At 69.8% G+C, this 25,380-nt stretch carries 23 protein-coding genes and 1 tRNA gene; 2 read left to right on the plus strand and 22 right to left on the minus strand.

Annotation, left to right across the window (positions count from 1 at the left end; all coding sequences use genetic code 11):
• Positions 1-8: 8 nt before the first annotated feature.
• The 6 genes from ACZ3I4_RS15985 to ACZ3I4_RS16010 all read right to left on the minus strand — a co-directional run bounded on the left by ACZ3I4_RS15985 (position 9) and on the right by ACZ3I4_RS16010 (position 7,556).
• Complete coding sequence (locus ACZ3I4_RS15985; RefSeq protein ID WP_465382675.1) at positions 9-1,694, minus strand: family 43 glycosylhydrolase; 1,686 nt, start codon at positions 1,692-1,694, stop codon at positions 9-11.
• Between the two features lie 2 nt (positions 1,695-1,696).
• Positions 1,697-2,521: a carbohydrate ABC transporter permease gene (locus ACZ3I4_RS15990; protein ID WP_465382676.1), complete on the minus strand. Its 825-nt coding sequence runs from the start codon at positions 2,519-2,521 to the stop codon at positions 1,697-1,699.
• Complete coding sequence (locus ACZ3I4_RS15995; RefSeq protein WP_465382677.1) at positions 2,518-3,471, minus strand: carbohydrate ABC transporter permease; 954 nt, start codon at positions 3,469-3,471, stop codon at positions 2,518-2,520. Before ACZ3I4_RS15995 ends, ACZ3I4_RS15990 begins: the two co-directional genes overlap by 4 nt.
• The gene (locus tag ACZ3I4_RS16000; protein WP_465382678.1) at positions 3,461-4,798 is read right to left on the minus strand and encodes an ABC transporter substrate-binding protein; all 1,338 of its coding nucleotides are present in this window, start codon (positions 4,796-4,798) and stop codon (positions 3,461-3,463) included. The genes ACZ3I4_RS15995 and ACZ3I4_RS16000 overlap by 11 nt, the downstream gene beginning before the upstream one ends.
• The gene (gene arfA, locus ACZ3I4_RS16005) at positions 4,788-6,251 is read right to left on the minus strand and encodes an arabinosylfuranosidase ArfA (RefSeq protein ID WP_465382679.1); all 1,464 of its coding nucleotides are present in this window, start codon (positions 6,249-6,251) and stop codon (positions 4,788-4,790) included. Before arfA ends, ACZ3I4_RS16000 begins: the two co-directional genes overlap by 11 nt.
• A 294-nt stretch (positions 6,252-6,545) precedes the next feature.
• Entirely contained in the window at positions 6,546-7,556 is a 1,011-nt protein-coding gene (locus ACZ3I4_RS16010) for a LacI family DNA-binding transcriptional regulator (RefSeq protein WP_465382680.1), read from the minus strand.
• A gap of 96 nt (positions 7,557-7,652) precedes the next feature.
• Between ACZ3I4_RS16010 and ACZ3I4_RS16015 the strand changes: the two genes are divergently transcribed.
• Positions 7,653-8,525 carry an ATP-binding protein gene (locus ACZ3I4_RS16015; RefSeq protein ID WP_465382681.1) on the plus strand — a complete coding sequence of 291 codons (873 nt, stop codon included), beginning with the start codon at positions 7,653-7,655 and terminating at the stop codon, positions 8,523-8,525.
• On the opposite strand, the gene cysN is transcribed toward ACZ3I4_RS16015, so the two are convergent.
• The 9 genes from cysN to ACZ3I4_RS16060 form a co-directional block, all read right to left on the minus strand.
• Positions 8,509-9,807: a sulfate adenylyltransferase subunit CysN gene (gene cysN / locus ACZ3I4_RS16020; RefSeq protein WP_465382682.1), complete on the minus strand. Its 1,299-nt coding sequence runs from the start codon at positions 9,805-9,807 to the stop codon at positions 8,509-8,511. The genes ACZ3I4_RS16015 and cysN overlap by 17 nt on opposite strands.
• Entirely contained in the window at positions 9,807-10,718 is a 912-nt protein-coding gene (gene cysD / locus ACZ3I4_RS16025; RefSeq protein ID WP_465382683.1) for a sulfate adenylyltransferase subunit CysD, read from the minus strand. Before cysD ends, cysN begins: the two co-directional genes overlap by 1 nt.
• 62 nt (positions 10,719-10,780) lie before the next feature.
• The gene (locus tag ACZ3I4_RS16030; protein WP_465382684.1) at positions 10,781-11,671 is read right to left on the minus strand and encodes a 3'(2'),5'-bisphosphate nucleotidase CysQ; all 891 of its coding nucleotides are present in this window, start codon (positions 11,669-11,671) and stop codon (positions 10,781-10,783) included.
• A gap of 23 nt (positions 11,672-11,694) precedes the next feature.
• Positions 11,695-13,590 carry a sugar transferase gene (locus ACZ3I4_RS16035; RefSeq protein WP_465382685.1) on the minus strand — a complete coding sequence of 632 codons (1,896 nt, stop codon included), beginning with the start codon at positions 13,588-13,590 and terminating at the stop codon, positions 11,695-11,697.
• Between the two features lie 140 nt (positions 13,591-13,730).
• The gene (pth, locus tag ACZ3I4_RS16040) at positions 13,731-14,315 is read right to left on the minus strand and encodes an aminoacyl-tRNA hydrolase (protein ID WP_465382686.1); all 585 of its coding nucleotides are present in this window, start codon (positions 14,313-14,315) and stop codon (positions 13,731-13,733) included.
• 106 nt (positions 14,316-14,421) lie between these two features.
• Positions 14,422-15,054: a 50S ribosomal protein L25/general stress protein Ctc gene (locus ACZ3I4_RS16045; RefSeq protein ID WP_465382687.1), complete on the minus strand. Its 633-nt coding sequence runs from the start codon at positions 15,052-15,054 to the stop codon at positions 14,422-14,424.
• A gap of 363 nt (positions 15,055-15,417) precedes the next feature.
• Positions 15,418-16,398, minus strand: a complete 981-nt coding sequence (locus ACZ3I4_RS16050) for a ribose-phosphate diphosphokinase (RefSeq protein WP_465382688.1) — start codon at positions 16,396-16,398, stop codon at positions 15,418-15,420.
• 260 nt (positions 16,399-16,658) lie between these two features.
• Positions 16,659-18,119 (minus strand): bifunctional UDP-N-acetylglucosamine diphosphorylase/glucosamine-1-phosphate N-acetyltransferase GlmU, encoded by a 1,461-nt coding sequence (gene glmU, locus ACZ3I4_RS16055; RefSeq protein WP_465382689.1) that lies wholly within the window; start codon positions 18,117-18,119, stop codon positions 16,659-16,661.
• Between the two features lie 120 nt (positions 18,120-18,239).
• Positions 18,240-18,310, minus strand: a tRNA-Gln gene (locus ACZ3I4_RS16060).
• Positions 18,311-18,475: 165 nt separating this feature from the next.
• Here ACZ3I4_RS16060 and ACZ3I4_RS16065 point away from each other — a divergent pair.
• Positions 18,476-19,144: a TetR family transcriptional regulator gene (locus ACZ3I4_RS16065; RefSeq protein WP_465382690.1), complete on the plus strand. Its 669-nt coding sequence runs from the start codon at positions 18,476-18,478 to the stop codon at positions 19,142-19,144.
• 28 nt (positions 19,145-19,172) lie between these two features.
• Here the strand turns inward: ACZ3I4_RS16065 and ACZ3I4_RS16070 are convergent, their stop codons facing one another.
• From ACZ3I4_RS16070 to ACZ3I4_RS16100, 7 genes are all read right to left on the minus strand, one after another.
• On the minus strand, positions 19,173-19,628 hold the full coding sequence (locus tag ACZ3I4_RS16070) for a DUF4383 domain-containing protein (protein WP_465382691.1): 456 nt from the start codon (positions 19,626-19,628) through the stop codon (positions 19,173-19,175).
• The gene (locus ACZ3I4_RS16075; RefSeq protein WP_465382692.1) at positions 19,628-20,104 is read right to left on the minus strand and encodes a DUF4383 domain-containing protein; all 477 of its coding nucleotides are present in this window, start codon (positions 20,102-20,104) and stop codon (positions 19,628-19,630) included. Before ACZ3I4_RS16075 ends, ACZ3I4_RS16070 begins: the two co-directional genes overlap by 1 nt.
• 65 nt (positions 20,105-20,169) lie before the next feature.
• A complete protein-coding gene (locus ACZ3I4_RS16080; RefSeq protein ID WP_465382693.1) occupies positions 20,170-21,957 on the minus strand; it encodes an ABC-F family ATP-binding cassette domain-containing protein in 1,788 nt (595 codons plus the stop codon).
• Between the two features lie 7 nt (positions 21,958-21,964).
• Entirely contained in the window at positions 21,965-22,912 is a 948-nt protein-coding gene (locus ACZ3I4_RS16085; protein ID WP_465382694.1) for a 4-(cytidine 5'-diphospho)-2-C-methyl-D-erythritol kinase, read from the minus strand.
• Positions 22,909-23,484 (minus strand): Uma2 family endonuclease, encoded by a 576-nt coding sequence (locus tag ACZ3I4_RS16090; RefSeq protein WP_465382695.1) that lies wholly within the window; start codon positions 23,482-23,484, stop codon positions 22,909-22,911. Before ACZ3I4_RS16090 ends, ACZ3I4_RS16085 begins: the two co-directional genes overlap by 4 nt.
• Complete coding sequence (gene rsmA, locus ACZ3I4_RS16095) at positions 23,481-24,368, minus strand: 16S rRNA (adenine(1518)-N(6)/adenine(1519)-N(6))-dimethyltransferase RsmA (protein WP_465382696.1); 888 nt, start codon at positions 24,366-24,368, stop codon at positions 23,481-23,483. Before rsmA ends, ACZ3I4_RS16090 begins: the two co-directional genes overlap by 4 nt.
• A gap of 54 nt (positions 24,369-24,422) precedes the next feature.
• Positions 24,423-25,322 carry a TatD family hydrolase gene (locus ACZ3I4_RS16100; RefSeq protein ID WP_465382697.1) on the minus strand — a complete coding sequence of 300 codons (900 nt, stop codon included), beginning with the start codon at positions 25,320-25,322 and terminating at the stop codon, positions 24,423-24,425.
• Positions 25,323-25,380: the final 58 nt, after the last annotated feature.

Here is a 25,380-nt window from a genome sequence, read left to right on the forward strand (position 1 = left end):
TCCCCGCCTCACCACTTGTAGAACCGCAGGTAGTCGAACGAGGCGACGACCGCCGGCTCCGCTCCGCCGTGCGCGACCAGGCCGATCCGCGGAGAACTGTCCGCCGGCAGGGTCCAGACCCCACCCCACGTCCAGTGCTTGCCGTCCCGGCTGACCCCGGCGCGATACTCGTGCTCGCCGTTCGCCGGGTCCACCCGATGAGCGAGCCGCAGCCACGTCACCGACTCCCCCGGCGTGCCGGCGATGGTGCCGCCGTAGGACAACTGCCCCGCGTACGGCATCTCCTTGCCGAACTCGACCTGCCGCGTGTTCCAGATCGCGACCGCGCTGAGCCGCGCGAAGAGGTCGTCACCGGCGTACGCGATAAGCCCGGCCTGCTGGAAGTTGCGCACGGTGTCCTCGCCGAGGGGCAACGTCAGCTTGGTCTCGGCGATCCACTGACCGACGGGTGGCGTGCGCAGCAGGACGCCCGCGCTGTTCGAGGTGCCGGTGAGGTCGGCGCCCTGCACCGGCCAGCGCAGCGCTCCCCCGCTCACCGTCGCCGCGGCGTCCGGCCGGACCCAGTTCCAGCCGGGCGCCTGACCGCTGAACTCGTCGGCGAAGAGCAGCTTGCCGGGAACCGGGGTGCGGCCCGAGGGCGTGTCCCGGCCGTCCGAGGCCCAGGCCCCGCGGTTGACCGTCGGCCAGCCCCCGATCCAGTCGAGCCGGTCGATCAGCATCGGACGCTCGTTGATGCCGAACGGCTCGTCGAGGTACGGGTCGTTGCGGTCGATGGCGTGGTAGACGAACCAGTCCTGGCCCCGCCGGTCGGTGATCAGTCCGTTGTGGCCGGTTCCGACCCAGCGGTTGCCGTTGGGCGCGATCACCTGGGTGCCACCGGCCCGCGACACATCGAGCCGCAGACCGTCACGGTCGGTGAACGGGCCGAGCGGGCTGCGCGACCGCCCCACCGAGACGGAGTATCCGGTGGTCGGGCCGGCGCAGCAGTTGGCCGACGACGCGAACAGGTAGTAGAAGCCGTTCCGGCGTACGACGTACGCGCCCTCGAACTTGTTGTCGATGGCCACGCGCGTCGGCGTGCCGGTGATCCGCAGGCCGTCCGCGGTGAGCTCACTGACCCAGATGCCGCCGAAGTAGCTGCCGTAGTAGAGGTACTTGCGACCGTCCGGAGTGGTCAGCTGGCTCGGGTCGAAGGTCCACCACCAGCCGCCGTCGGGTGCGGCGCGCGGCGGCACGGCGGGTTCGGCGGCCCACGTCCACGGGCCGGTCGGCTTGGGCGCCGTGGCTACGCCGATCGCCGAGGCGCCGGCCGCGGTGGTCGTCTCGGTCACGGTCGCGTACAGAACCCAGCGGTTTCCGATCTTGCGGACGTCCGGCGCCCACAGCGAGGCGTTGGCCGCCGCGTACGGGGGCAGGTCGCCGAAGGCGTCCCCGACGTACTTCCAGCTCTTCAGGTCGGTCGAGCGCGCGATCGGGATGCGGTGCGCGACCTTCTCGCCCTCGCGCAGCGGGTCGGAGGTGCCGAATCCGTAGTAGAACCCGTCGTCGCCGCGCACGATGACCGGGTCGGCGAAGGTATCGGCGAAGCTCGCCGAGATCGGGTTGCGCGGGCCGCTCGGCGTCGCCTCGGCGGCTGTAGTTGTCAGACCCAGGAACGTGATCGCCGCGGCGAGCGCGGCCGTCAGGCGTCGCATGATCATCCTTTCAAGCCGGAGCGGGACACGCCCTCGATGACGTAACGCTGGGCGATCATGAACAGGATCAGCACCGGGATGCTGGCCACCAGCGCGCCCGCCATGATCACCGGATAGTTGATCGTGTAGGCGCCCTGAAGGATGGCCAGGCCGGGCTGCAGCGTGAACTGGTCGGGACTGAACAGCACGTAGACCGGCCAGATGAAGTCGTTCCAGTTGGTCAGGAAGCTGATCACGGCGAGCGTGGCCAGGGCCGGCTTGGACAGCGGCAGCACCACGCGGGTGAAGATCTGCCAGGAGTTGGCCCCCTCGAGGACGGCCGCCTCCTCCAGCTCGCGGGGCAGGCTGAGGAAGAACTGCCGCAGGAAGAAGACGCCGAACGCGCCCGCCGCCCCGGGGATGATCAGGGCCCACAGGGTGTCGAGCATGCCGAACCGGTCGACGATCAGGAAGTTCGGGATGATCAGCACGAAGCTGGGGATGAACAGCGTCGCGATGATCATGCCGAAGATCAGGCGCTTGCCCCGGAACTCGAGCCGGGCCAGCGCGTACGCGGCCATCGACGCGACCGCCAGCACCAGCACGGCCTGACCGGTCGCGGCCAGCAAACTGTTGAGGAACCAGCGGAGCACCGGCGTCTGAGAGTTGCCCAGCAGCGTGTCGAAAGCGCCCGTGGTGGGGTCCTCCGGCAGCACTGTGGGCGGCACCCGGGTGGCCTCGCCGGGCGTCTTGAACGCGTTGAGCAGCATCCACACGAGGGGTGCGATGAAGATCAGACTCAGTCCGATCAGGACGGTGTACCAGGCGATGGGCCGTACGCGTTTCATGCGTCCTTCTCCCTGAAGAACCGGAACACGATCAGGCTGATCACCAGCAGGCACGCGGTGAGGAGGTAGCTCATCGCCGCGGCGCTGCCCATCTTGAAGTCGCTCAGGCCGACCTGGGCGATATACATGATCGCCGTACGGGTCTCGGTGCCCGGCGCGCCCTGCGTGATCAGATAGGACTGCCCGAACATGTTGGCCGACACGAGAACCGTGTTGACCGTGACGAACAGCAGCACCGGGCGCAGACCGGGCAGCGTCACGTGGCGGAACTCGGCCCACTTGCCGCCGCCGTCGATGCGCGCCGCCTCGTACAGCTCACGCGGAATGTCCTGCAGCCCGGCCAGATAGATGACCGCGTTGAAGCCGAGCGTCCACCACACGGTCACGCCGACCAGCGTCACCCAGCCCCACGGCAGCGCGGTGGTCCACGGCGTGTCACCCGGCAACCCGATCGCCCCGAGGACCGCGTTGACCACGCCCAGGTTGGGGTCGAGCAGGAAGCGCCAGAGCACGCCGATCACGGCCACCCCGAGCACGTACGGCGCGAAGTAGATCGCCCGGAAGAGCGTGCGACCCTTGAAACTGCGGTTGAGCAGCAGCGCCAGCATCAGCGGGATGATCAGCAGAAGCGGCACGCTGAAAACGGTGAAGATGCCGGTCGCCGACAGGCTCTCCCACCAGAAGCTGTAGACCGCCGAGTTCGAATCGAACAAGGCCTTGTAGTTGTCCAGCCCCACGAACGGCTTGCCCGGAAGCAGGTAGTCCCAGTCGTGCAGGCTGATCCACAGGCCGTACACCGCCGGCGCCAGCACGAAGGTGCCGAAGACGACGAAGTACGGCAACAGGAACAGGTACGCCGTGAAGGGTCCGGTGCGGCGCACCCGGCCGCCGGTGCGGGCCTCCCCAGCCTGCACCGGCGGCGTACTGGTGAGTGCGGTCTCAGCTGCCATACTTCTTGGCGTTCTGCTCCAGGAGCTGGTTGGCCTTGGCAGCGCCGTCGGCGAGCGCCTTGGCCGGCTCCTTGCGTCCGAGGACAGCCTCGTTGATCGCCGTGACCATGGTGGCCATCACGTCGGCGATACCGGGCTTGGGCGGCAGGAAGTGCAGGTCGTCGATCTGCGTGCCGATCGCCGACTGCTCGGGCAGGGCCTTGAAGTCGGCGCCGTTGCGGATCTCGGCGCGGGCCGGCACCTGACCGCCGCGGGCCCACTCGATCGAGTGCTGGCTGATCCAGTTGATGAAGACCTTGCCCGCGGCCAGCTTGTTGTCGTCCTTGGCCTTCTGCTTGAACTGCACGAACTGGTGTGAGCCGGCCCAGGCGGCCTTCTGCGATCCGATCTGCGGCAGCGGCGCCACGCCCCACTCGAGGTTCTTGTCCTCCTTGAGCGTGTTGATCGTCCAGATGCCGTTCCAGTTGAAGGCGTTCTTGCCGTTGCGCAGGGCCACGATGTCGGCGTCCTGGGCCACGTTCTTGGGGCTGTAGCCGTTCTTGATGTGGTCGGTCATCCAGGTCAGCGCCTGCACGCCGGGCTGCTCGGCGAAGAGCGCCTTGCTCGCCTGGTCGTCGAACAGGTTGCCGCCGAACTGCCAGAGCAGCGACTGGAACTGCATGCTGCCGGTGAACTCGAACGGCGTGACCCAGTCGCCCTGGATGCCCTTCGACTTCATCTTCTCCAGCGCCGCCTGGTATTCGTCGTTGTTGGTCGGCGGCTTCTCGGGGTCGAGGCCACCCTTCTCCATCACCGACTTGTTGTAGAAGAAGCCGAGCGGGTGCACGTCGAGCGGAATGGCGTAGCGCGTGTTGTTGTAGACGCCCGCGTTCCAGACCGGCGGCGAGAAGTCCTCGGCCTTGAAGTTGAGCGCCTTGGCCAGGTCCTCCAGCGGCAGGATCACACCGCGCGCGGCGTTGGTGGCCACGTGGTCGACGTGCATGATGCCGACGTCTGGGCCGTTGCCGGTGGCCACGGCGGCCGGGGTCTTCTGGTAGTAGTCGGCCCACTGATAGGTGTTCATCGACACCTTGATGTTGGGGTGCTCGGTGTTGAACTGGTCGACCAGCTTCTTCATGAACGGGCCGTCACCGCCGGTGAAGCCGTTCCAGAAGGCCAGCGCCACGTTCGGCCCGGTGTAGCTGGTCGCGGCGGGCGCGGCGTTCTGCCCACCCCCGGTGACCTTGTCGTTGGGGCCGCTGTCGCCGCAGGCGCCGAGCAACACGGCTCCACCGGCGCCGATGCCGAGGCCGAGAACACCCCGGCGGGAGAGGTTTTTATCGATCATCGTGACTCCTCGGAGTGAGGCACAGCGCGTGCCAGGAGACGGGCGGTAGGAGGATTTCTTCGGTGGGCGCCTGCTCGACCGGCTCGGGCCGGTCCGAGCTGAGCGCGAGGTGCCGGCTCAGCCGATGCCGCGGGAAGGCCCGCAGGTCGACGGTGAGCGGCACGGGTTCGGTGCCGCGGTTGACGACGAAGACGTTCAGCTCGTCGGTCTCCTCGTCGTGGGTGGCCACGGCGTCCACGGCGGGCACGTCGCCGTAACGTCCGGTGCTCATCGAAGGGCCGGTGAGGGCGGGACGCAGCACGGTTCCCCGGGCGAGCCGGGCCGTATGCGCGAACGGGTGGAAGATCGTCTGCCGCCAGGCCTCGCCGCCGGCCCGGGTGCGGATCGGAGCGATCACGTTGACCAGCTGCGCCTGACAGCCGACGGTGAGCCGGTCGGCGTGGCGCAGCATGCTGATCAGCAGATTGCCGACGACCACGGCGTCCGTGCCGTTGTAGTCGTCCTCGATCAGCGCCGGGATCTCCTCGATGTCGCGGTCCTCGGGCTCGGTGAACCGGGACTGGTACCACACGTTCCACTCGTCGAGCGAAAGCTTGATCCGCTTGCTGCGGCGCATCTTGGCCCGGACGTGGTCGGCGGTGGCGACCACGTTGTCGATGAAGCCGTCGAGGTCGACCGCGGAGGCACGGAAGCTCGCGTCGTCGTGCTTCTCGGGGTCGTAGTAGGTGTGCAGCGAGATGTAGTCGACCTGGTCGTAGGCGTGCTCGAGGACGGTCGCCTCCCAGGCCGCGAAGGTCGGCATGTCCGAGTTGGAGCTGCCACAGGCGACCAGTTCGATGGTCGGGTCGACCCGGCGCATGGCGTGACCGGTCCGGGTGGCCAGGCGTCCGTACTCCTCGGCGGTCAGGCTGCCGATCTGCCACGGACCGTCCATCTCATTGCCCAGACACCACATCCGTACGTCGTGGGGCTGCGCGACGCCGTGCTTGCGGCGCAGGTCGGCGGCCGCCGTGCCGTCGGCCAGATTGCAGTATTCGACCAGCTCGGCGGCGGCCTCGATGCCGCGCGTGCCCAGGTTGACCGCCATCATCGGCTCGACACCGGCCAGCGAGGCCCAGCGCATGAACTCGTTGAGCCCGAACGCGTTGCTCTCCAGGCTGCGCCAGGCCAGGTCGAGCCGGCGGGGGCGGTCGCCGCGCGGGCCGACGCCGTCCTCCCAGCGGTAGTTGGAGACGAAGTTGCCGCCGGGGTAGCGGACCGTGGTCACACCCAGCTCGCGGACGAGCTCGAGCACATCGGTCCGCAGGCCGTCGTCGTCGGCGGAGGGGTGACCCGGTTCGAAGATTCCGGTGTAGACGCAGCGGCCCATGTGCTCGACGAACGAGCCGAAGAGCCGGGGGTCGACGGGAGCGATCCGGAAGGCGGGATCCAGAGTGAGGTGCGCCACTGCCATGCAAGGTTTTTACAACGTTGGATTCAACGTTGTAAAGAGATCCTCGTGAAGATCCTGAAACAATGCCGAAATGTGTCTATCGCAGCGCGGCCGCCGCGCGCCGCAGCCGGGTGTCGCCGCTGCGTGTGAACGATCACGGGCATTGATCGTGGGCCGGTTCCGCTGATGGCCTGAGGCCGGCGTGCGGTGATCACGACGTCGGGTCGCGGGTGTTGATCGCGGAGCAGCCGCCGCCTCCCCCGCCCACCCAGGGACGAGGCCCGACGCTACGCCGGGCGCAAGGGACAAAAAGGGTTATCCACAAGTGCTCTCGCGCACAATCAGGCGGTGATCCACCCGCAGTTCCCGCGGCGCCCCCGCGGCCGTAGGCCCGTCGCTCAGGCGCTCGGCCAGCAGGTCGACCGCGAGCTGGGCGATCCGCGGCGCATCCGGGGCCACGGTGCTCAACGTCGGCGTCGAGAAGCGCCCGTCCTCGATGTCGTCGAAGCCGATCACCGCCACGTCGCCGGGCACCGAGACCCCGCGGGACAGCAAGGTGCGCAGCGCCCCCAGGGCGAGCAGGTCGTTGAAGCAGAACACGGCGTCCGGCGGCTCGGGCCCGTCGAGCAGCCGGGCCATCGCCTCGGCGCCGTCGGCCCGGTGGAAGCCGTCGGCCGGCATCTCGAGCGCCGGGTCGACCGGCAACCCGGCCTCGGCCAGCGCCGCCCGATAACCGGCCAGGCGCTGGTGGGCGGTCACCGCCGACGGCCTGTCCTGCACGCCGATCGCCGCGATCCGGCGGCGGCCCAGTGAGGTCAGGTGCCGGGTGGCGTCGGTCGCGGCCGCGGTGTTGTCGATCGCCACGTGGTCGGCCGGTCCGTGCCACACCCGCTCACCGAGCAACACCATCGGGGTGCCGTCGCGCTGGGCCAGTTCCTCGCCGGCCAGCGCCAGCGGACTGAAGATCAGGCCGTCGATGGCGTGCCGGCGCAGACCGGCGACCAGGTTGCGTTCGCGCTCGGCGTGCCCGTCGGTCTGGTCGATCAGCACGGTCCAGGAGCGGCGTTCGGCGGCCTGCACGATCAGGCCGGCGATCTCGGCGAAGTACGGCGACTGGAGTTCGGGCACGGCCAGCGCGATGACCCCGGATCGGCCGCTGCGCAGTTGACGGGCGGCCATGTTGGGCACGTAGCCGAGCGCCTCGATGGCGGCCTGCACGCGGGCACGGGTGGCCGGGGCCACGTGCACATACCCGTTGACGACATTGGAGACCGTCTTGATGGACACACCGGCCCGCGCGGCGACATCCTTGAGTCCCGGCGGCACGAAAAGGGACTATACAACGTTGCAGTACTTAAGTCCGATCACCCGCGGGAGCTAAGGGTGCTCTAAACGATCTGTCTGCGCGATTACCGTGGCGGCATGTCCCTGAGCGCAGCGTGTCTGCCGGTGAAGGAGCCCTCGGTGCATTTCGAAAGCGACATCGACGCATCGGTCGCGGTCCTGACCGTACGTGGCACGTGGAACCGCGAGCTGTGGAAACGGACCAGCGAGCAGATCCGCAAATGCTTGGCCGAGCACCCCGAGGCGCTCATCGTGGACCTGTCCGCGCTGCACGACCCGACCGCGATCAGCGCGCCGACGTGGATGACGGCCCAGCACGCGGCGGCCGCCATGAATCCGCCGGTGCAGCTGGCCCTCTGCATCCCGGCCGACCTGCCCCTGGCCGACCGCATGCAACGCCTGGGCGCCCGGCACTTCCTGCCCGTCTACGCCAAGGTGCGCCAGGCCCGGGTGGCCATCGCGAGCCGGTTGCCGTTGACCGAGCGGCTCGGCCTCACCCTGGCTCCCGAGCCCGACGCGCCCAGCCTCGCCCGCAACCTGGTCGCCGACGCCTGCCTGGCCTGGGACCGGGCCGACCTGCTGCATCCGAGCCGGTCGGTGATGAGCGAGCTGGTCAACAACGCGATCGAGCACGCCGGCACCGAGATGACGGTCGTGGTCAGCCTGCGCGGGGCGGGCATCCATCTGAGCGTGGCCGACGGGGTCGCCGACGTGCCGCGGGTGACCAAACTGAGCCGGGTCCGCCGCGGTCAGCCGCTCGACGAGCGCGGCCGGGGGCTGCGGCTGGTCGGTGCGCTCGCGGTCGCCTGGGGCACGCTTCCCACCCGTACGGGCAAGGTGGTCTGGGCGACCCTGCAGCCGAAGCCGGACAAGGCGCGACGGCAGCCGCGGAACGGTTCTCCGCGACTGCCGTCGTCCATTCGCAACGATGGGCCTACTGGGCCTCGATGATCATCCCCGCCGCGACCGTACGGTTGGTGCTCTCGTCGACCAGGATGAAGCCCCCGGTCGTACGGTTGCGGCGATATTCGTCGGCGAGCAGCGGCACGGTCGTGCGCAGCCGCACCCGGCCGATCTCGTTGAGCTGAAGCCCGTCCGCCTGCTCGTCGCGGTGCAGGGTGTTGACGTCCAGGCGGTACTGCAGGCCGCGCACAACCGTGCGGGCCGAGCGGGTGGTGTGCTTGATGGCGTACTTGCCGCCGACCCGCAGCGGGGCCGTCTCGTCCATCCAGCAGACCATCGCCTCGATGTCCTGGGCGACCGCGGGGGCGTTGTGCGGCCGGCAGATCATGTCGCCCCGGGAGATGTCGATCTCGTCGTTGAGGCGCACGGTGACCGACATGGGCGGGAACGCCTCGTCGACCGGCCCGTCGGCGGTGTCGATGCCGGCGATCGTGCTGGTCATGCCCGACGGCAGCACCATCACCTCGTCGCCCGGCTTGAGCACGCCCGAGGCGACCTGTCCGGCGTACCCGCGGTAGTCGGTCACGGTCGTCGACTGGGGACGGATCACGTACTGCACCGGGAAGCGCACGTCGACCAGGTTGCGGTCGCTGGCGATGTGCACGTGCTCGAGGTGGTGCAGCAGCGACGGGCCGTCGTACCAGGGGCTGTTCTCGCTGCGCGACGCAATGTTGTCGCCGTTCAGCGCGGACACCGGGATGATCGTCAGGTCGCCGATCTCGAGCTTGGCCGCGAACGAGGTGAACTCGTCGGCGATCCGGTCGTAGACCGCCTTGTCCCAGTCGACCAGGTCCATCTTGTTGATGCAGAGCACCAGGTGTGGCACCCGCAGCAGGCTGGTCAGGAACGCGTGCCGGCGGGACTGCTCGACCAGGCCCTTACGCGCGTCGACCAGGATCAGCGCGAGGTCGGCGGTCGAGGCGCCGGTGACCATGTTGCGGGTGTACTGGATGTGCCCCGGGGTGTCGGCGATGATGAACTTCCGCTTCGGCGTGGCGAAGTACCGGTACGCCACGTCGATCGTGATGCCCTGTTCCCGCTCGGCCCGCAGGCCGTCGGTGAGCAGCGCGAGGTTCGTGTATTCGTCGCCGCGGGAGGCGCTGGCCGCCTCGACCGCCTCCAACTGGTCGGCGAAGATCGTCTTGGTGTCGAACAGAAGCCGGCCGATCAGGGTCGACTTGCCGTCGTCCACGCTGCCCGCGGTGGCGAACCGCAGCAGATCCATGCGCGCCGAGGGCGCCGCCTCGGTTTCCAGGACGGCCTGGCTCATCAGAAGTAACCCTCTCGCTTGCGGTCTTCCATCGCGGCCTCGCTGACCTTGTCGTCACCGCGGGTCGCGCCCCGCTCGGTGATCCGGGTGGCGGCGACCTCGTCGATCACCTTGTCCACCGTGTCGGCCTCGGACAGCACGGCGGCGGTCTGGGAGGCGTCGCCCACCGTGCGGTAGCGCACCCGGCGGACCTCGGAGGTCTCGCCGTCGCGCAGCCGGATGAACTCGTTGACCGCGTAGAACATCCCGTCGCGCTCGACGACCTCGCGGTCGTGCGCGTAATAGATGCTCGGCAGCGGGATGCGCTCCTTGGCGATGTAGTGCCAGACGTCGAGCTCGGTCCAGTTCGACAGCGGGAACACCCGGATCGACTCGCCGGGGTGGTGCCGCCCGTTGTAGAGCGCCCACAGCTCGGGGCGCTGGTTCTTGGGGTCCCACTGGCCGAACTCGTCGCGGAAGCTGAACATGCGCTCCTTGGCGCGCGCCTTCTCCTCGTCGCGGCGGGCGCCGCCGAAGAGCGCGTCGAAGCGGTACTTCTCGACCGCGGCCAGCAGCACCGGTGTCTGGATCCGGTTGCGGGTGCCGTCGGGCAGCTCGCGTACGAGACCGGTGTCGATGGCCTCCTGCACGCTGGCCACCACCAGGTTGAGCCCGAGGCCGGCGACCCGCTGGTCGCGGTATTCGAGCACCTCGGGGAAGTTGTGGCCGGTGTCGACGTGCATGACCGGGAACGGGATGCGCGCGGGGGCGAACGCCTTCTCGGCGAGACGCAGCATCACGATCGAGTCCTTGCCGCCGGAGAAGAGCAGCACTGGGCGCTCGAACTCCGCCATGACCTCGCGCATGACGAAGATGCTCTCGGCTTCGAGGGCATCCAGGTGCGTGACGCGGTACGGCTTCGTCTGGCTCATCTTGATGGGCTCCAGACCTCTCGGGAGGATTGCGTTGCGGCTACGTTGCCCTTAGACAACCGTCATTCTGACGGAAGGTGACGCTGCAACGCTGCAAGCAACCGAGGAGCGAGATCCTTACGGCACACCACCAGGTCCGGCAACTTTGGGTCGGCCTCGTTGTATTTCAGCTCAGAACCGTCGATTCGGCTAGCGTGCAGCCCAGTGGCCAACGCCACAGCGACCGGAGCCGCCGAATCCCATTCGTACTGGCCACCGGCATGCACGTAGGCATCGGCCTCGCCGCTGATGACCGCGGCGATCTTGACACCGGCCGATCCCATCGGCACCAGCTCAGCCCCGATCTCCTCGGCCAGGGCAGTGACGAAGGCCGGCGGCCGGGTGCGGCTGGCCGCGATCCGGATCGGACCGCCGGTGGCCGCGTTCAACGGCAGCGGCGGATAGGCCGGGGAGTGGTCGGTGGCGACCGTGCGGTGCTGGGCCGGCATCGCGACCGCGCCCGCGGCCAGACAGGACGGGCTCGAGCAGTCGGCCGTCCAGAGTGCGACGTGCACGGCCCAGTCGGCCCGGCCCTCCTCGGAGAACTCGCGGGTGCCGTCGAGCGGGTCGATGATCCACACCCGGGAGGCGCCGAGACGCTCGGGCCGTACGGTGGTGTGCTCGCCCTCGCGCCACGCGTCGCGGGCGTGGTCGTCCTCCTCGGAGAGCACGGCGTCGGCCGGGCGCCAGCGGGCCAGCTCGGCCCGCATCAGGTGGTGCGCGGCCTTGTCGCCGGCCGCCTTGAGGGCCTTGCCGTCGGCGAAGCCCATCTCCGCACGCACCTGGAGCAGGGTCTGCCCCGCCCGGTCGGCCAGCCAGCGGGCGAAGGCCGCGTCGTTGACCGGCGGAATGCCGGCGTCACTGCTCTCCCGCTGGGAGGTCACGCGCGCCGACGTCTCTGTCCGCTCGCCCATATCTCAGCCGCTCCTCTTCAGGCTCAGTACGCTCCGGAGGAGCGCACCACTGCGGTCATGGTGCGCAACAGGATCACCAGATCCAAACTGAGGGTCCAGTTCTCCACATAGCGCAGGTCCAACCGGACCGCTTCCTCCCACGGCAGATCCGAACGTCCGGATACCTGCCACAGGCCGGTCATGCCCGGCTTGACGGCGAGCCGGCGCCGCACGTCGTCGGCGTACGCCGCCACCTCGGACGGCAGCGGCGGCCGCGGGCCGACCAGCGACATCTGCCCCAGCAGCACGTTGAGCAGCTGCGGCAGCTCGTCGAGCGAGAACCGGCGCAGATACCGCCCGACCCGGGTCACCCGCGGGTCGTCACGGATCTTGAAAAGCACGCCGTCGTGCTCGTTGAGATGCCTCAGTTCGGCCAGCCGCGCCTCGGCATCCACATACATGCTGCGGAACTTGAAGATGCGGAACAGCCGGCCGTCGCGACCCACCCGCACCTGACGAAAGAGTACCGGCCCCTTCGACGTGCACCGCACAGCCAGTGCGATGCCGAGCAGCAGCGGACCGAAGATCATCAATAGCGCGAAGGCTCCGAGGCGGTCGAATGCCTCCTTGACCAGCCGCGATCCGCCGTGCAGGCGCGGGTGCTCGACGTGCAGCATGGGCAGCCCGTCGAACGGCCGGATCGTCGTGCGGGCGCCGGCCACATCGACGAGCGCGCTCGCGACCACGAGGTCGACCTCGTCGCGTTCCAGGCGCCAGGCCAGCCGGCGTACGGCCGCGCCGTCGAGCTCGGGACAGCTCAGCACCACCACCGTGTCCGCGTCGGCCTGCTCGACCGCGCCCGCGACGTCGTCGAACGTGCCGTAGACGGCCAGGCCCTGCGGTCCCCCCACACCCACGCCGTCGTGCCCCGGTGGCAGGCAGGCGCCCACCACTTCGAGGCCGTGATAGCGCTCCCGCCGCAGCTGGCGGGTCATGCCGATGACCGAGAGCTCGTGCCCGACCAGGATCACCCGGCGCATGCTCTCGCCGCGGTCACGGGTCAGGTGCAGCCGTTTGCGCAGCGCGAACCGCAGCACCACCGACGAGCCGATCGCCGCCGGGAGAGCGGCCAGCACATAACCTCGAGCCAGATCCAGATCGAGCCCGTACGACACCACGGACACCCCGGCGATCAGGCCGACCCCGCCCCGGAGCACCCGCTGGTACTCGTCCGTGCCGACGAAGAGATACCTGCGCTCGTACGCCCGGGAGACCGCAAGCACGGCCAGCAGCAGCACCGGCAGCAGCGTCGACAGGATCATGTACGCGCGGTTGTAGCTTGTCACCTCGTCGCCGAAGCGCAGGCCGAAGGTGGCCCCGCCGGCCGCCGTGCCCGCGAGCAGGTCGCAGAGCACGAGCGAGCGGACGTAGCTGCGTTCCCAGCGCTGCCGTCGCGACATGGCCGCATGCCGTCCGCGCACCCGGACGAAGGGCCGGGTCGCGGGACGGGCCGACGCCGACCGGTTGGGGCGCTCGGACCAGTGCCGGTCGATCGCGTTGTTGCGGGCCGCGTCGGTCTTACCCCGGGTGACCTGCGGCGGCGCGTTGTCCGGCCGGTCGGCAGTCCTCGGCGGACCGGTGTTCGGACGGGTCACCGTCACGTCGGCCGGCGTCACCGCCGGACCGGCCGGTGGCGGACCCGCGGCCGGGCGGGTCGTCGTCGCGCCGGCCGGTGGCGGGCTCAGCGGGACGATCGGCGCCGGAATCTTCGAACGGCGCGGCCCCCCGTTGGCGGGCGGATGATTCGCCCGGCCGTAGCCCTCGGGCGGACACACCGTGCCGGTCCCGGCGCCCTCCGGCGGCCGCACCGGACGGATGGCCGGCAGCAGCACAGTCGGCTGCGCCAGCACCGCCTCCGTTGCGGACAGGTCCCGCCGCATTACGAACCTCCCCCAACCGCCAGTCATTTGCCACCGAACCGGTGCATACGTGTGACCAACGGTCGGACACTCAAAGGCGTCACGGGACCGAGAGGCGGACAAAACCGCCCATAAGATCTATTTGTTTCGACCCCGCAAGATCAACCGCCGTGGTATTTGTTCTGCGCCCACTCCACGCCCTCGAGCACGACCGCCTCGACGACGTCGGCCGCCCGGTCGACGAGGAAGTCCAACTCCTTGCGCTCCGCGCCGGAGAAATCGGAGAGCACGTAATCGGCCGGCTCCTGCCGGCCCGGTGGACGGCCGATGCCGAAACGCACCCGGGCGTACTCCTTGCTCCCCAGGGACTTCGACATGGACCGCAGACCGTTGTGGCCACCCTCACCACCGCCACGTTTGGCTCGAACCTGCCCGAACGGCACATCCAACTCATCGTGCACGGCAATCACGTTCTCTACCGGCACTTTGAAGAACTGTGCGAGCGAGACCACAGGCGCGCCGGACAGGTTCATGTAGGTCAGCGGCTTCAGCAGCACCAGCTTGGGCCCGCCGAAGCCGAGCCGCCCCTCGGCCACCTCGGTGTGCGCGCGCTTGGCTCGGCCGAACTTGGCGCCCACCCGGGACGCCAGCAGGTCGGCCACCATGAAACCGACGTTGTGCCGGTTGCCGGCGTACTCCTTGCCGGGGTTGCCCAGGCCGACCACCAGCCAGGTCTCGTCGCTCACTCCGTGCCTCCCGGACACACTGGCTCTTCGGGGGAAATGCAGCCGGGGAAAGTGCCTGCCTGGCACTTTCCCCGGTCACTGCTCGTACGCCGACTTGGCGAGGGTCTTACTCCTCGGTGGAAGCAGCCGCTTCGCCGCCCTCGGCCGCGGACTCGTCGCCACCCTCGGTGTCGCCCTCCATCTGCTCGGCGGTCTGCGCCTGGGAGATGACGGCCAGAACGAAGTCGGGCTCGACGGCCAGCTCGGAGCCGGACGGCAGCGCGATGTCGCCCGCGGTGATCTGCGAACCCGCCTCGAGGCCCTCGATGGACACCTCGAAGCCGGACGGCAGGTGCATCGCCTCGGCGATCACGGCGACGGTGTTCGACTCGTTCACCACGAGCGTGTTGCGGGCGGCCTCGCCGGTCAGCGTCACGGGGACGTCGACCTGGACCTTCTCGCCACGCTTGACGATGATCAGGTCGACGTGCTCGAAGGTGTCCTTGATCGGGTCACGCTGGATGGCCTTGGGCAGGGCCAGCGTGGCGCCCGAGGCACCGACGATGTCGATAGTGAACACGGTGTTGAGCCCACCGTGCCGGATGGCGGCCGCGAACTCGCGGGCGGGCAGAGCGATGTGCACCGGCTTCTCGCCGTGGCCGTAAAGCACGGCGGGCACCAAACCGGCCCGGCGCGTGCGGCGGGCACCACCCTTGCCGAACTCGGTACGGGGCTCGGCGCTGATCTTTACCTCGGACACGGGGAAACTCCTGAAACTCTTCGATCGGGCTGCGACTAAGTCGGCGTGCGTACGGTCCGGCAGTGTGTGGAAATCGGCCGCCGTCGGTGCTGGAGGCCGTCGTCGGCGCTGCCGGGCAAGGGGGCGCGCTGGGCACAGGCCCGGAGCACCGCGTCGATCACGGTGCCCCCGAGCGGCTGCGAACCTCAGCAGACCGCGGGGCACCCTCGCCGTGGCAACCGTATTAGCTTACCTGCTGCACGCGCGCACGACTCAGCGGGTCCGCCCCGCTCAGGCAGTCCGTGAAAACTTCACCCGCTCGATGCAACTTGCATCAACGAATCCGCGCTCCGGCGCGGCCGGTGGAGGCGCGCGGTCAGTTGATCAGCTCAGGCCCCCGAAGAGCGTGGTGACCGAGCCGTCGTCGAAGACTTCGCGGATCGCCCGGGCCAGCAGCGGCGCGATCGACAGCACGGTGATCTTGTCGAGACGCTTCTCGGGCGGCAGCGGCAGGGTGTTCGTCACCACGAGCTCGCTGATCCGGCTGTTCTTCAGGCGCTCGGTCGCCGGGTCGGACAGCAGCGCGTGGGTCGAGGCCACGATCACGTCGGCCGCGCCCTCGTCCCAGAGGATGTCGGCCGCCTTGGTGATCGTGCCGCCGGTGTCGATCATGTCGTCGACGATCAGGCAGACCCGGCCCTCGACCTCGCCGACCACGCGGTTGGCCACGACCTGGTTGGGCTTGAGCGGGTCGCGGGTCTTGTGGATGAAGGCCAGCGGGCAGCCGCCCAGCCGGTCGGTCCACCGCTCGGCCACACGCACCCGGCCCGAGTCGGGCGCGACCACGGTCATCGGCCGGCCGGCGTACTTCTTCTGCACGTGCTCGGCCAGGATGTCCATCGCGAACAGGTGGTCGACCGGGCCGTCGAAGAAGCCCTGGATCTGGGCGGTGTGCAGGTCGACCGTGAGGATGCGGTTGGCGCCGGCCGTCTTGAGCAGGTCGGCCATCAGGCGGGCCGAGATCGGCTCGCGGCCGCGGTGCTTCTTGTCCTGCCGCGAATACGGATAGAACGGCAGCACGACGGTGATCCGCTTGGCCGAGCCCCGCTTCAGGGCGTCGATCATGATCAGCGTCTCCATGACCCAGCGGTTCACACCCTCGGTCATCGACTGCACCACGAACGCGTCCGAGCCGCGAACGGAGTCCTTGAAGCGGACGAAAATCTCACCGTTGGCGAACTCGTACGAGTCGGCCGGGGTCGGGGCCACGCCGAGCACCTGGCCGATCTCGTCGGCCAGCTCCGGGAAACCCCGTCCGGAGAAAAGCATCAGAGACTTACGGTTCTCCGCGACGATGCTGCCCATCGGCTCGCTACTCCCGTTGGATCGAGGGGGTGGGGACGTAATCGGAGTGAAGTATCCCCCGTGGCCACGGCGCCGCCACGTTCCGAGGCCGGCGGGTGGGATGCCTCACCCCGACCGGAACATTCCAGCTCAGGGCGGGTCGTCCTACCAGCCTACGGCTCCCGTACGCCATTGTCGGATACCCGGCAGTGGGCTTGCGGCCACCTGTTCGAGCACTCCGGTACGTCTCCAGCTAACCCCAACCGTCGCGGATCCGCTCGTCACTCGGCGGTGCTGATCTCCCCGTCGGCGTCCCGCGCGGCGATCGCCTTCTCGGCCGCGGCCGCCGAGACGGTGCCGGCCCGCTTGCGCGCGACCCAGCCCTCGACGTTGCGCTGCGGCGCCCGGGTGACGCCCAGGCTGCCCGCGGGCACGCCCTTCTGGATGGCGCTGCCGGCCGCGACGTACGCCCCCGGCTCGATCTCGACCGGCGCGATCAGCACGGTGTCGGAGCCGACGAACGCGGCCTCGCCCACCGTGGTGTGGCTCTTGTTGACGCCGTCGTAGTTGGCGAAGATCGTGCCCGCGCCGATGTTGGCCTTGGCCCCGATCGTGGCGTCACCCACGTACGACAGATGCGGCACCTTGGCACCCTCGCCCAGCTCGGCGTTCTTGGTCTCGACGAAGCCGCCGACCTTGGCCTTGCGGCCCAGCCGGGTGCCCGGGCGCAGGAACGAGAACGGGCCGACGGTCGCGTCCGGGCCGATCTCGGCGCCGATCGAGTGGGTCCGCAGCACTACCGCGCCCGCCCCGACCGTGGTGTCGATCAGCGTCGTGTCGGGACCGACGATCGCGCCCGCGCCGACCGTGGTCGAGCCCAGCAGCTGCGAGTTCTGGTCGATCTCGGCGTCCGGCTCGAGCGTCACGGTGACGTCGATCCAGGTGGTCGACGGGTCGAGGATCGAGACACCGGAGCGCATCCACGCCTCGTTGACCCGGTCGCGCAGCAGCGCCCGCAGGCGGGACAGTTCGGCCCGGTCGTTGCAGCCCAGCGTCTCGTCGGCGTCCGGCGCCACGAACACGCCGACCGGGTGACCGACCGAGGCCATGATCCCGAAGACGTCGGTCAGGTATTCCTCGCCCTGGTCGTTGTCGGTGGACAGCTTGGACAGCGCCTCCCGCAGCGACGCGACGTCGAACGCGTAGATGCCGGCGTTGATCTCGCGGATCGCCCGCACCTCGGCCGAGGCGTCACGCTCCTCGACGATCTTTTCGAGGTTGCCGGCGCCGTCGCGCACGATCCGGCCCAGGCCGGTCGGGTTGCCGACCTCGGCGGCCAGCACGGTCGCCCCGCGCGCGCCGGACTCGTGGGCCTCGATCAGGCTCGCCACGGTCTCGGCCCGCAGCAGCGGCACATCGCCGTTGAGCACGACCACGGTGCCGGTGGCGTCGGGCGCGGCGTCGAGGGCGATCCGCATGGCGTGGCCGGTGCCGTTCTGCTGGGCCTGCAGCACCGGCGTGGCGGCCGGCGCGACCTCGGCCAGGTGGGCCTCGACCTGGTCGGCCTTGTGGCCCACGACCACGATCGTCTGGTCGGCGGCGGCCGAGCCCGAGGCGGTGAGCACGTGCCCGAGCAGCGTGCGCCCGAGCATGGGGTGCAGCACCTTGGGGGTCGCGGACTTCATCCGCTTGCCCTCACCGGCGGCAAGGACGACAACGGTTCGACGAGGGGCCTGACTCACGCGGTACTCCTGATTCGCAGTAGTCACTCAGTTCGCAGTAGTCACTCAGTTCGCAGTAGTCACTCAGTTCGCAGTAGTCACTCAGACAGGGCGGCGACGAACTCAGCCGCGACAGGACTGCTCCCGGAAGAGGATTCGAACCCCTATAAACGGCACCAAAAGCCGCGGTCCTACCATTAGACGATCCGGGACTATCACGGACATCTCCCCCACGGGCCATGTCCACCGGTCACATCTTAGCGGCACCCGGTCAATCCCTTTCGACACCGCCGAGCCCGCGGTGCGGCGGTCCGGACCGGCGGGCCGCACGCTGTCGCCGGGACACTGGAATCGGACAGACCTGTCAGGATGGCCGGGTGACGGATCCAGAGGACGCCGAGGGCGGACAACGGCGATCCCGGGCGGCGGCCACGCCCCGGGTCCGCATGTCGGCCGCGCAGCGCCGCGAACAGTTGATCGCCACCGGCCGTCAGCTCTTCGCCGAGCGGGGCTACGACGCGACCAGCGTGGAAGAGGTCGCCGCCCGGGCCAAGGTGTCCAAGCCGGTGGTCTACGAGCACTTCGGCGGCAAGGAGGGGCTGTACGCGGTGGTCGTCGACCGCGAGGTCCGCGCCCTGCTCGACCGCATCTCCACCGCGCTCACCGCCGGCCACCCGCGCGAGCTGCTCGAACAGGCGGCGCTGGCCCTACTCGGCTACATCGAGGAGGAGCCGCACGGCTTCCGGGTGCTGGCCCGCGAATCCCCCGCGTTGTCCCCCGCGGGCACGTTCTCGAGCGTGATGAACGACGTGGCCCACCAGGTCGAGCACATTCTGGGCGCCGAGTTCAAGGCGCGTGGCCTCGACCCCAAGCTCGCCGAGCTCTATTCGCAGGCGCTGGTGGGCATGGTCGCGCTGACCGGGCAGTGGTGGCGGGAGGCCCGCAAGCCCAAGAAGGAGACGGTGGCCGCCCACCTGGTCAACCTGGCCTGGAACGGCCTGTCCCACCTCGAGGCGAAGCCCACGCTGCTGACCCGCACGCGATAGCGCGAGGCGGTGGGCGCCGGTCTCGTCGTCAGCGCGAGGCGTGGGCGCCGGCCTCGTCGGTCGCGCCGGACGTGTCGCCGATCTTGCCGTAGAGACCGGCGGTCAGGACGACCAGCCCGAGCAGGGCCAGCACCACGACGTTGATCATCGAGAAGTTGAAGACGTTGGCGTCGGTCTGGATCACCGCCATGACGATCATGGCGAAGGCTGCCAGCGCCCAGCCGAGCACGATCGCGACCTGGTGATAGACGTTGCGACCGACGACCACGGCGGCCAGCAGCACCAGGCCCAGCAGCAGACTGATCCAGGCCGTGGCCGGGTTGGTGCGCAGCCCGAGCACCCAGTCGGCGCCGCGGTGGAAGAACGGGTCGCCCGCCGTCACGCCGAGACCGATGGCGCCGAAGAGCGTCAGATAGGCCGCGGCGAGAAAGGCGAGCAGACGGTAGACGGGACGCAGGGGGTGGTTGAGGGGGTAGTGCGCCATCAGGCCGCTCGGCCCTCCCGCACCTGCCGCGGCGCGCCGGCCCGCTCCTGCGGCGCGACCTTGCCGTACAGGCTGGACAGGATCAGGATCAGGCCGACCAGGTAGGTCACCACGACGGTCGACATGCTGAAGCCGAAGAGATTGGCGTCGGTGCGGTTGGTGGCCAGCTCGTAGCTGCCGATGACCAGCAGGGCCCAGCCGAGGTACTTGTCGGCGGCGACGTCGAGGTTGCGGCCCATCGCGGTCGCGGCCAGCACGATCGCGCCGACGACCAGCGCGACGATCGACCAGAGCATGTTGGTCTCCTGGCCGAGGACCCGGACGCCGGTGATGCCGGTGAAGCTCTCGCCGGACGTCTGGATCAGGCCGATGACCCCGAACACGACCAGGTACGCGCCGGCGATGAAGCTGAGCGCGCGATAGATGGGCCGCAGCGGATGGTTGACCGGGGTATGCGCCATGGTGTCCGTCTCCAAGGTCAGGTGTTGTACCCGCCGATTCTCGCGTATTCCCCTCAAGCGGCGCAGGCACACCCCCCGGATCAGTTTCCGGGCACCTGCTCGGCCAGCTCGAGCCAGGCCTCCTCGACCTCGGCCCGCTCCTGCCTGACCGCCTTGAGCTGCGCGTCCAGCTCCATGATCTTGTCGTAGTCGCTGCCGTGCGCGGTCAACTTCTCATTGATCTTGACCTCGCGCTCGTCGAGCTTGGCCAGCTGCCGCTCGAGCCGGGTCAGATCCTTGCGGGCCTGGCGAAGATCACCCGCGGAGAGGCCGGTCACGGCGGCCGGCTTTTCCTCCCGTACGTCCGGAGCCGGCGCCCCGGCGACCCGCGCGAGGTATTCGTCGATGCCACCGGGCAGGTGCACGAGACGACCGTCGCCGAACATCCCGTACGCCGTGTCAGTCACCCGCTCGACCAGGTAGCGGTCGTGGCTGGCCACGATCATCGTGCCCGGCCACGAGTCGAGCAGGTCTTCCAGGGCGGCGAGCGTATCGGTGTCGAGGTCGTTGGTGGGCTCGTCGAGCAGCAGCACATTGGGCTCGGCGGCCAGCAGGCGCAACAGCTGCAACCGCCGCCGCTCGCCACCGGACAGATCGCTGACCGGGGTCCAGATGCGCTTGTCGGTGAAGCCGAACACCTCGGCCAGCTGCCCCGCGGAAAGCTCGCGGTCGCCCAGCCGGACCCGCTTGGCGACCTCTTCGACCGCCTCCAGCAGGCGCAGGTCGCCCGGCAGTTCCCTGAGCTCCTGCGAGAGGAACGCCGCCCGGACCGTGGAGCCGGTCACCAGGCGGCCGCCCTCGGGCGTGGTCAGGCCCGCGAGAAGCCGCAGCAGGGTGGTCTTGCCGGCCCCGTTGGCGCCCAGGATCGCGAACCGGTCGCCCGGCCCGACCTGCCAGGTCAGACCGTCGAGGATCATCTTGGGCCCGGCGTGCAGGGTGACGTCCTCGAGCTCGTAGACCTGCTTGCCGAGCCGCGAGGTGGCCAGACGCTGGAGGCTGACCGTGTCGCGCACCGGGGGCACGTCGGCGATCAGCGCGTTCGCGGCGTCGATGCGGAACTGAGGCTTGGAGGTGCGGGCGGGCGGGCCACGGCGCAGCCAGGCGATCTCTTTGCGCAGCAGATTTTGCCGGCGGGACTCGATCACGGCGGCGACGCGCTGCCGCTCGACCCGGGCCAGCGTCCAGGCCGCGTAGCCACCCTCGTACGCGTGAACCTGCTCGTCGACGACCTCCCAGGTGGCCGTGCAGACAGCGTCGAGGAACCAGCGGTCGTGGGTGACGACCACCAGCGCGCCTCGGCGGGTGAGCAGGTAGTGGGCCAGCCAGTCGACACCGGCCACGTCGAGGTGGTTGGTGGGCTCGTCGAGGATCAGCAAATCGCTTTCCCGCACGAGCAGGGCCGCGAGAGCGACCCGGCGGCGCTCGCCACCGGACATCGGGCCGACCGGGGTGTCGAGGCCCAGGTGGGGCATGCCGAGCCCGTCGAGGATGGCGCGCACTCCGGCGTCACCGGCCCACTCGTGCTCGGCCCCCATGCCCTCGGCCAGCCAGCCGGTGCCGAGCACGACGTCGCGCACGGTCGCCTCGGCGGCCAGGTCGAGCGTCTGGGGCAGGGTGGCGACGCGCACGTCGCGCCGGTGGGTGACGCGGCCGGAGTCGGGCTCCTCGCTCTTGGCGAGCAGACGCAGAAGGGTGGATTTGCCGGCGCCGTTGAGACCGACGATGCCGATGCGGGCGTCGTCGTCGAGCCCGAGAGAAACGTCGGTGAGTAGTTGGCCGGCAGCGCCGTAGCCCTTGTTCACCCGGTCCAGGTTGATGATGTTCGCCACGATGGCTCTAGGTTACCCGCGCGCCCGGCATCGGGCCCCGGGCGGTGACCGCCTCGCGGCACACACCGGCCGCGTTGAGCCCGGCCGCGACCCGACCGGCGTGCGCCGCGTCGGTGGCCAGGAACACACAGGTGGGGCCGGAGCCGGAGACCAGACCGGTGACCGCGCCCGCCTCGCTGCCCGCCTTGAGCACGTCGGCCAGCTCGGGCCGCAGGGCCAGCGCGGCCGGCTGCAGGTCGTTGCCGAGCGCGGCCCCCAGCACCTCGGGGTCGCGCTGACGCAGGGCGGCCATCAGCTCGTCGGCGTCGCCCAGCGCCTTGGGCGGCCAGGAACCGTCGCGCAGCTCGTCGAGCTTGCGATAGACCTCGGGGGTGGACAGGCCGCCGTCGGCGATCGCGACCACCCAGTGCCAGGTGGTGGGCCGGGCCAGGATCGGGCTGATCGACTCGCCGTGGCCCGTGCCCAGGGCGGTGCCGCCGTGCAACAAAAACGGCACGTCGGAGCCGAGCGTGGCGCCCACCTCGGCCAGCTCCTCGCGGCTGAGGCCGGTGCCCCACAGCAGGTCGCAGGCGATCAGCGTGGCCGCGGCGTCGGCACTGCCCCCGGCCAGCCCGCCGGCCAGCGGGATCGTCTTGCGCAGGTGCAGTCGCGCGTACGCCGGCACCCGGGTGCGGGCCGCGAGCGCCCGGGCGGCCCGGATCATCAGGTTCGACTCGTCGAGCGCGAGCGTGCCGGCGCCCTCGCCCTCCATGGTCAGCGCGAGCGTGTCGCCGGCCCGGGCGGTGATCTCGTCGAACAGGCTGATCGCGTGATAGACGGTGTTCAGCTCGTGGAACCCGTCGTCCCGCAGCGGACCCACACCCAGATGCAGATTGATCTTGGAAGGCACCCGGACCCGGACCGGTCCATGGTGCCGGCGCGGCTCGTCGTCGTCCGGTCCCCAGGCCTCGGTCACGGAGTGATGTCCCGAATCGGGAGCTTGATCTCGAACGGCGCGCTCAGCACCAACTCGGTGTCCGAATCACCGGCCGGCTCATACCTGCCGTTGACCAGGTCGTAGGCATGCACGTGCAGCGGATCCTGTTCGATGCGCCAGAAATGCGGGATGTCGAGAGCCGCGTACTCGGAGGGTTTTTCCAGGCGGTCCCGGCGTTTCGTGCCGGGAGAGACGATCTCGACGGCTATGGCGACCTGGGCGGGCAGAAAGAAGTGGTTGCTCATCTTGACGGGCTGCTGAAGGAGTAAGACGTCGGGTTCCAAGCTGTCCTGCGAAGTCACGGCGACGCCGACGGCTGTGCCCGCGGCGAACTGCTCCGGCGCGTTCTGCCGGAACCACAGCCACAAGAGGTTGCCGATGTTCTGATGGCCGAGCGTCGGTGAGGGGACCACGATCATGACTCCGTCGCGGAGTTCGACGCGGGGAGCGCCGTCGGGGAGGGAAAGGACATCCTCGAGAAGGTGGTCGGCCCGGCGCTGCCTGATCGGGTCAGGCGACCACTCGACAGGGCCTGCCGGCTGCGCGGTCATGAATCCACCTCCTCGGAACGCCTTTCGGACGGGCTGAGCTTACCGCCGGGCGGCGACACCGTGGCCGCGGCCGCGATCGCCACGAATTGCTCGACGGTCAGCGACTCGCCCCGGGCCTGCGGGCTGATTCCGGCCGCCACCAGCAGCTCCTCGGCCCGGGCGGCGCCACCGGCCCACCCGGCCAGGGCCGCCCGCAGGGTCTTGCGGCGCTGGGCGAAGGCCGCGTCGACCACCGCGAACACCGCTTTCCGATCGATCTCACCCGGAGGAGTGCGACGGGTGAAAGCGACCAGTCCGGAATCCACATTGGGCACCGGCCAGAAGACCGCGGGCGGGACCTTGCCGGCCGAGCGGGCGTCGGCGTACCAGGCCAGCTTGACCGACGGGACCCCGTACACCTTGGAACCGGGACCCGCGACGAGCCGATCGGCCACCTCTTTCTGCACCATGACCAGGCCCCCGCGCAGCGTGGGCAGTTCGGCCAGCAGGTGCAGCACCACGGGGACGGCCACGTTGTAGGGCAGGTTGGCCACCAGCATCGTGGGCGCGGGGTCGAAGTCGGCCCCGCGGACGTGCAGGGCGTCGGCGTTGTGCACGGTCAGATGGGCCGCCGTGACCGTCTCGGGCAGCGCCACGGCGAGCCGCGGGTCGATCTCGACCGCGTGCACGTGCCGCACCGCCCCGGCCAGGCCCAGGGTGAGCGAGCCGAGCCCGGGCCCGACCTCGAGCGCGACGTCCTCCGGCACCAGCCCGGCCGCCGTCACGATGCGGCGGATCGTGTTCGGGTCGTGCAGGAAGTTCTGGCCGAGCTTCTTTGTGGGGGCCACGCCGAGCCGGGCGGCCAGTTCCCGGATCTCCGCCGGGCCGAGAAGCGCGTCAGCCATGGGTTCCAAGCCTAGTCGGGACGGAAACCGGGCCCGGACCGCCCGGCCCCGGGGTCAGCGCCAAGGGCCGAACACCCGCTCGCCGTTGGCCGAGATCGCGGCGCACAGGGCGTCGACGTCGTCGCCCCGGGTCGCCGCCAGCGAGCGCACGGTCAGCGGGATCAGGTAGGAGGCGTTCGGCCGGCCCCGGTGCGGCACCGGCGTCAGATAGGGCGCGTCCGTCTCGACCATGATCTGCTCGAGCGGGGTCAGGACGGCCGCCTCGCGCAGGCTGCCGGCACTGGCGAAGGTCACCGTGCCGGCGAAGCTGAGGAAGAAGCCCCGCCGTACGCACTCGGCCGCGAACGCCGCGTCGCCGGAGAAGCAGTGCATCACGACCCTGTCCGGAGCGCCTTCGGAGTCGAGCACCCGCAGCACGTCCTCGTGGGCGTCGCGGTCGTGGATGACCAGGGCCTTGCCGTGGCGCTTGGCGATGGCGATGTGCGCCCGGAAGCTCGCCTCCTGCGCCGCACGACCTTCTTCCCCCGTACGGAAGGTGTCGAGGCCCGTCTCGCCGACGCCGCGCACCCGGGGCTCGGCCGCGAGCGCCTCGATCACGCGCAGCGACTCGTCCAGGTTGGACAGCAGCGGCGCCTCGTTCGGGTGCAGCGCCACCGCGGCCAGCACCGACGGGTGCCGGGCGGCCAGCTCCGCGCCCCAGCGCGATGACGGCTCGTCCACCCCGACCTGCACGATCCGGTCGACACCGGCCTTGGCCGCCGCGGTCAGCAGCGCCTCGACCGGGTCGGCGGACCCGCCGCCGGGCCCGCCCGCCTCCTGAATCGTCAGGTCGAGGTGGGTGTGGCTGTCGAAAACCGGGACGGCGAGCGGCTCGGGCTCGGCGGGAAACTCGCCGGCCCGCCGGCGCGACTTCTCCCGGCGGGATTCCGATGGTGACGATGACATGTGAGACATTCTGCACTTCGACCTTCAGGCCACTGTTTGTTCACCTGAAGTCCACTGCTGTTGTCTA

Source organism: Actinoplanes sp. NPDC021490 (assembly GCF_055562135.1).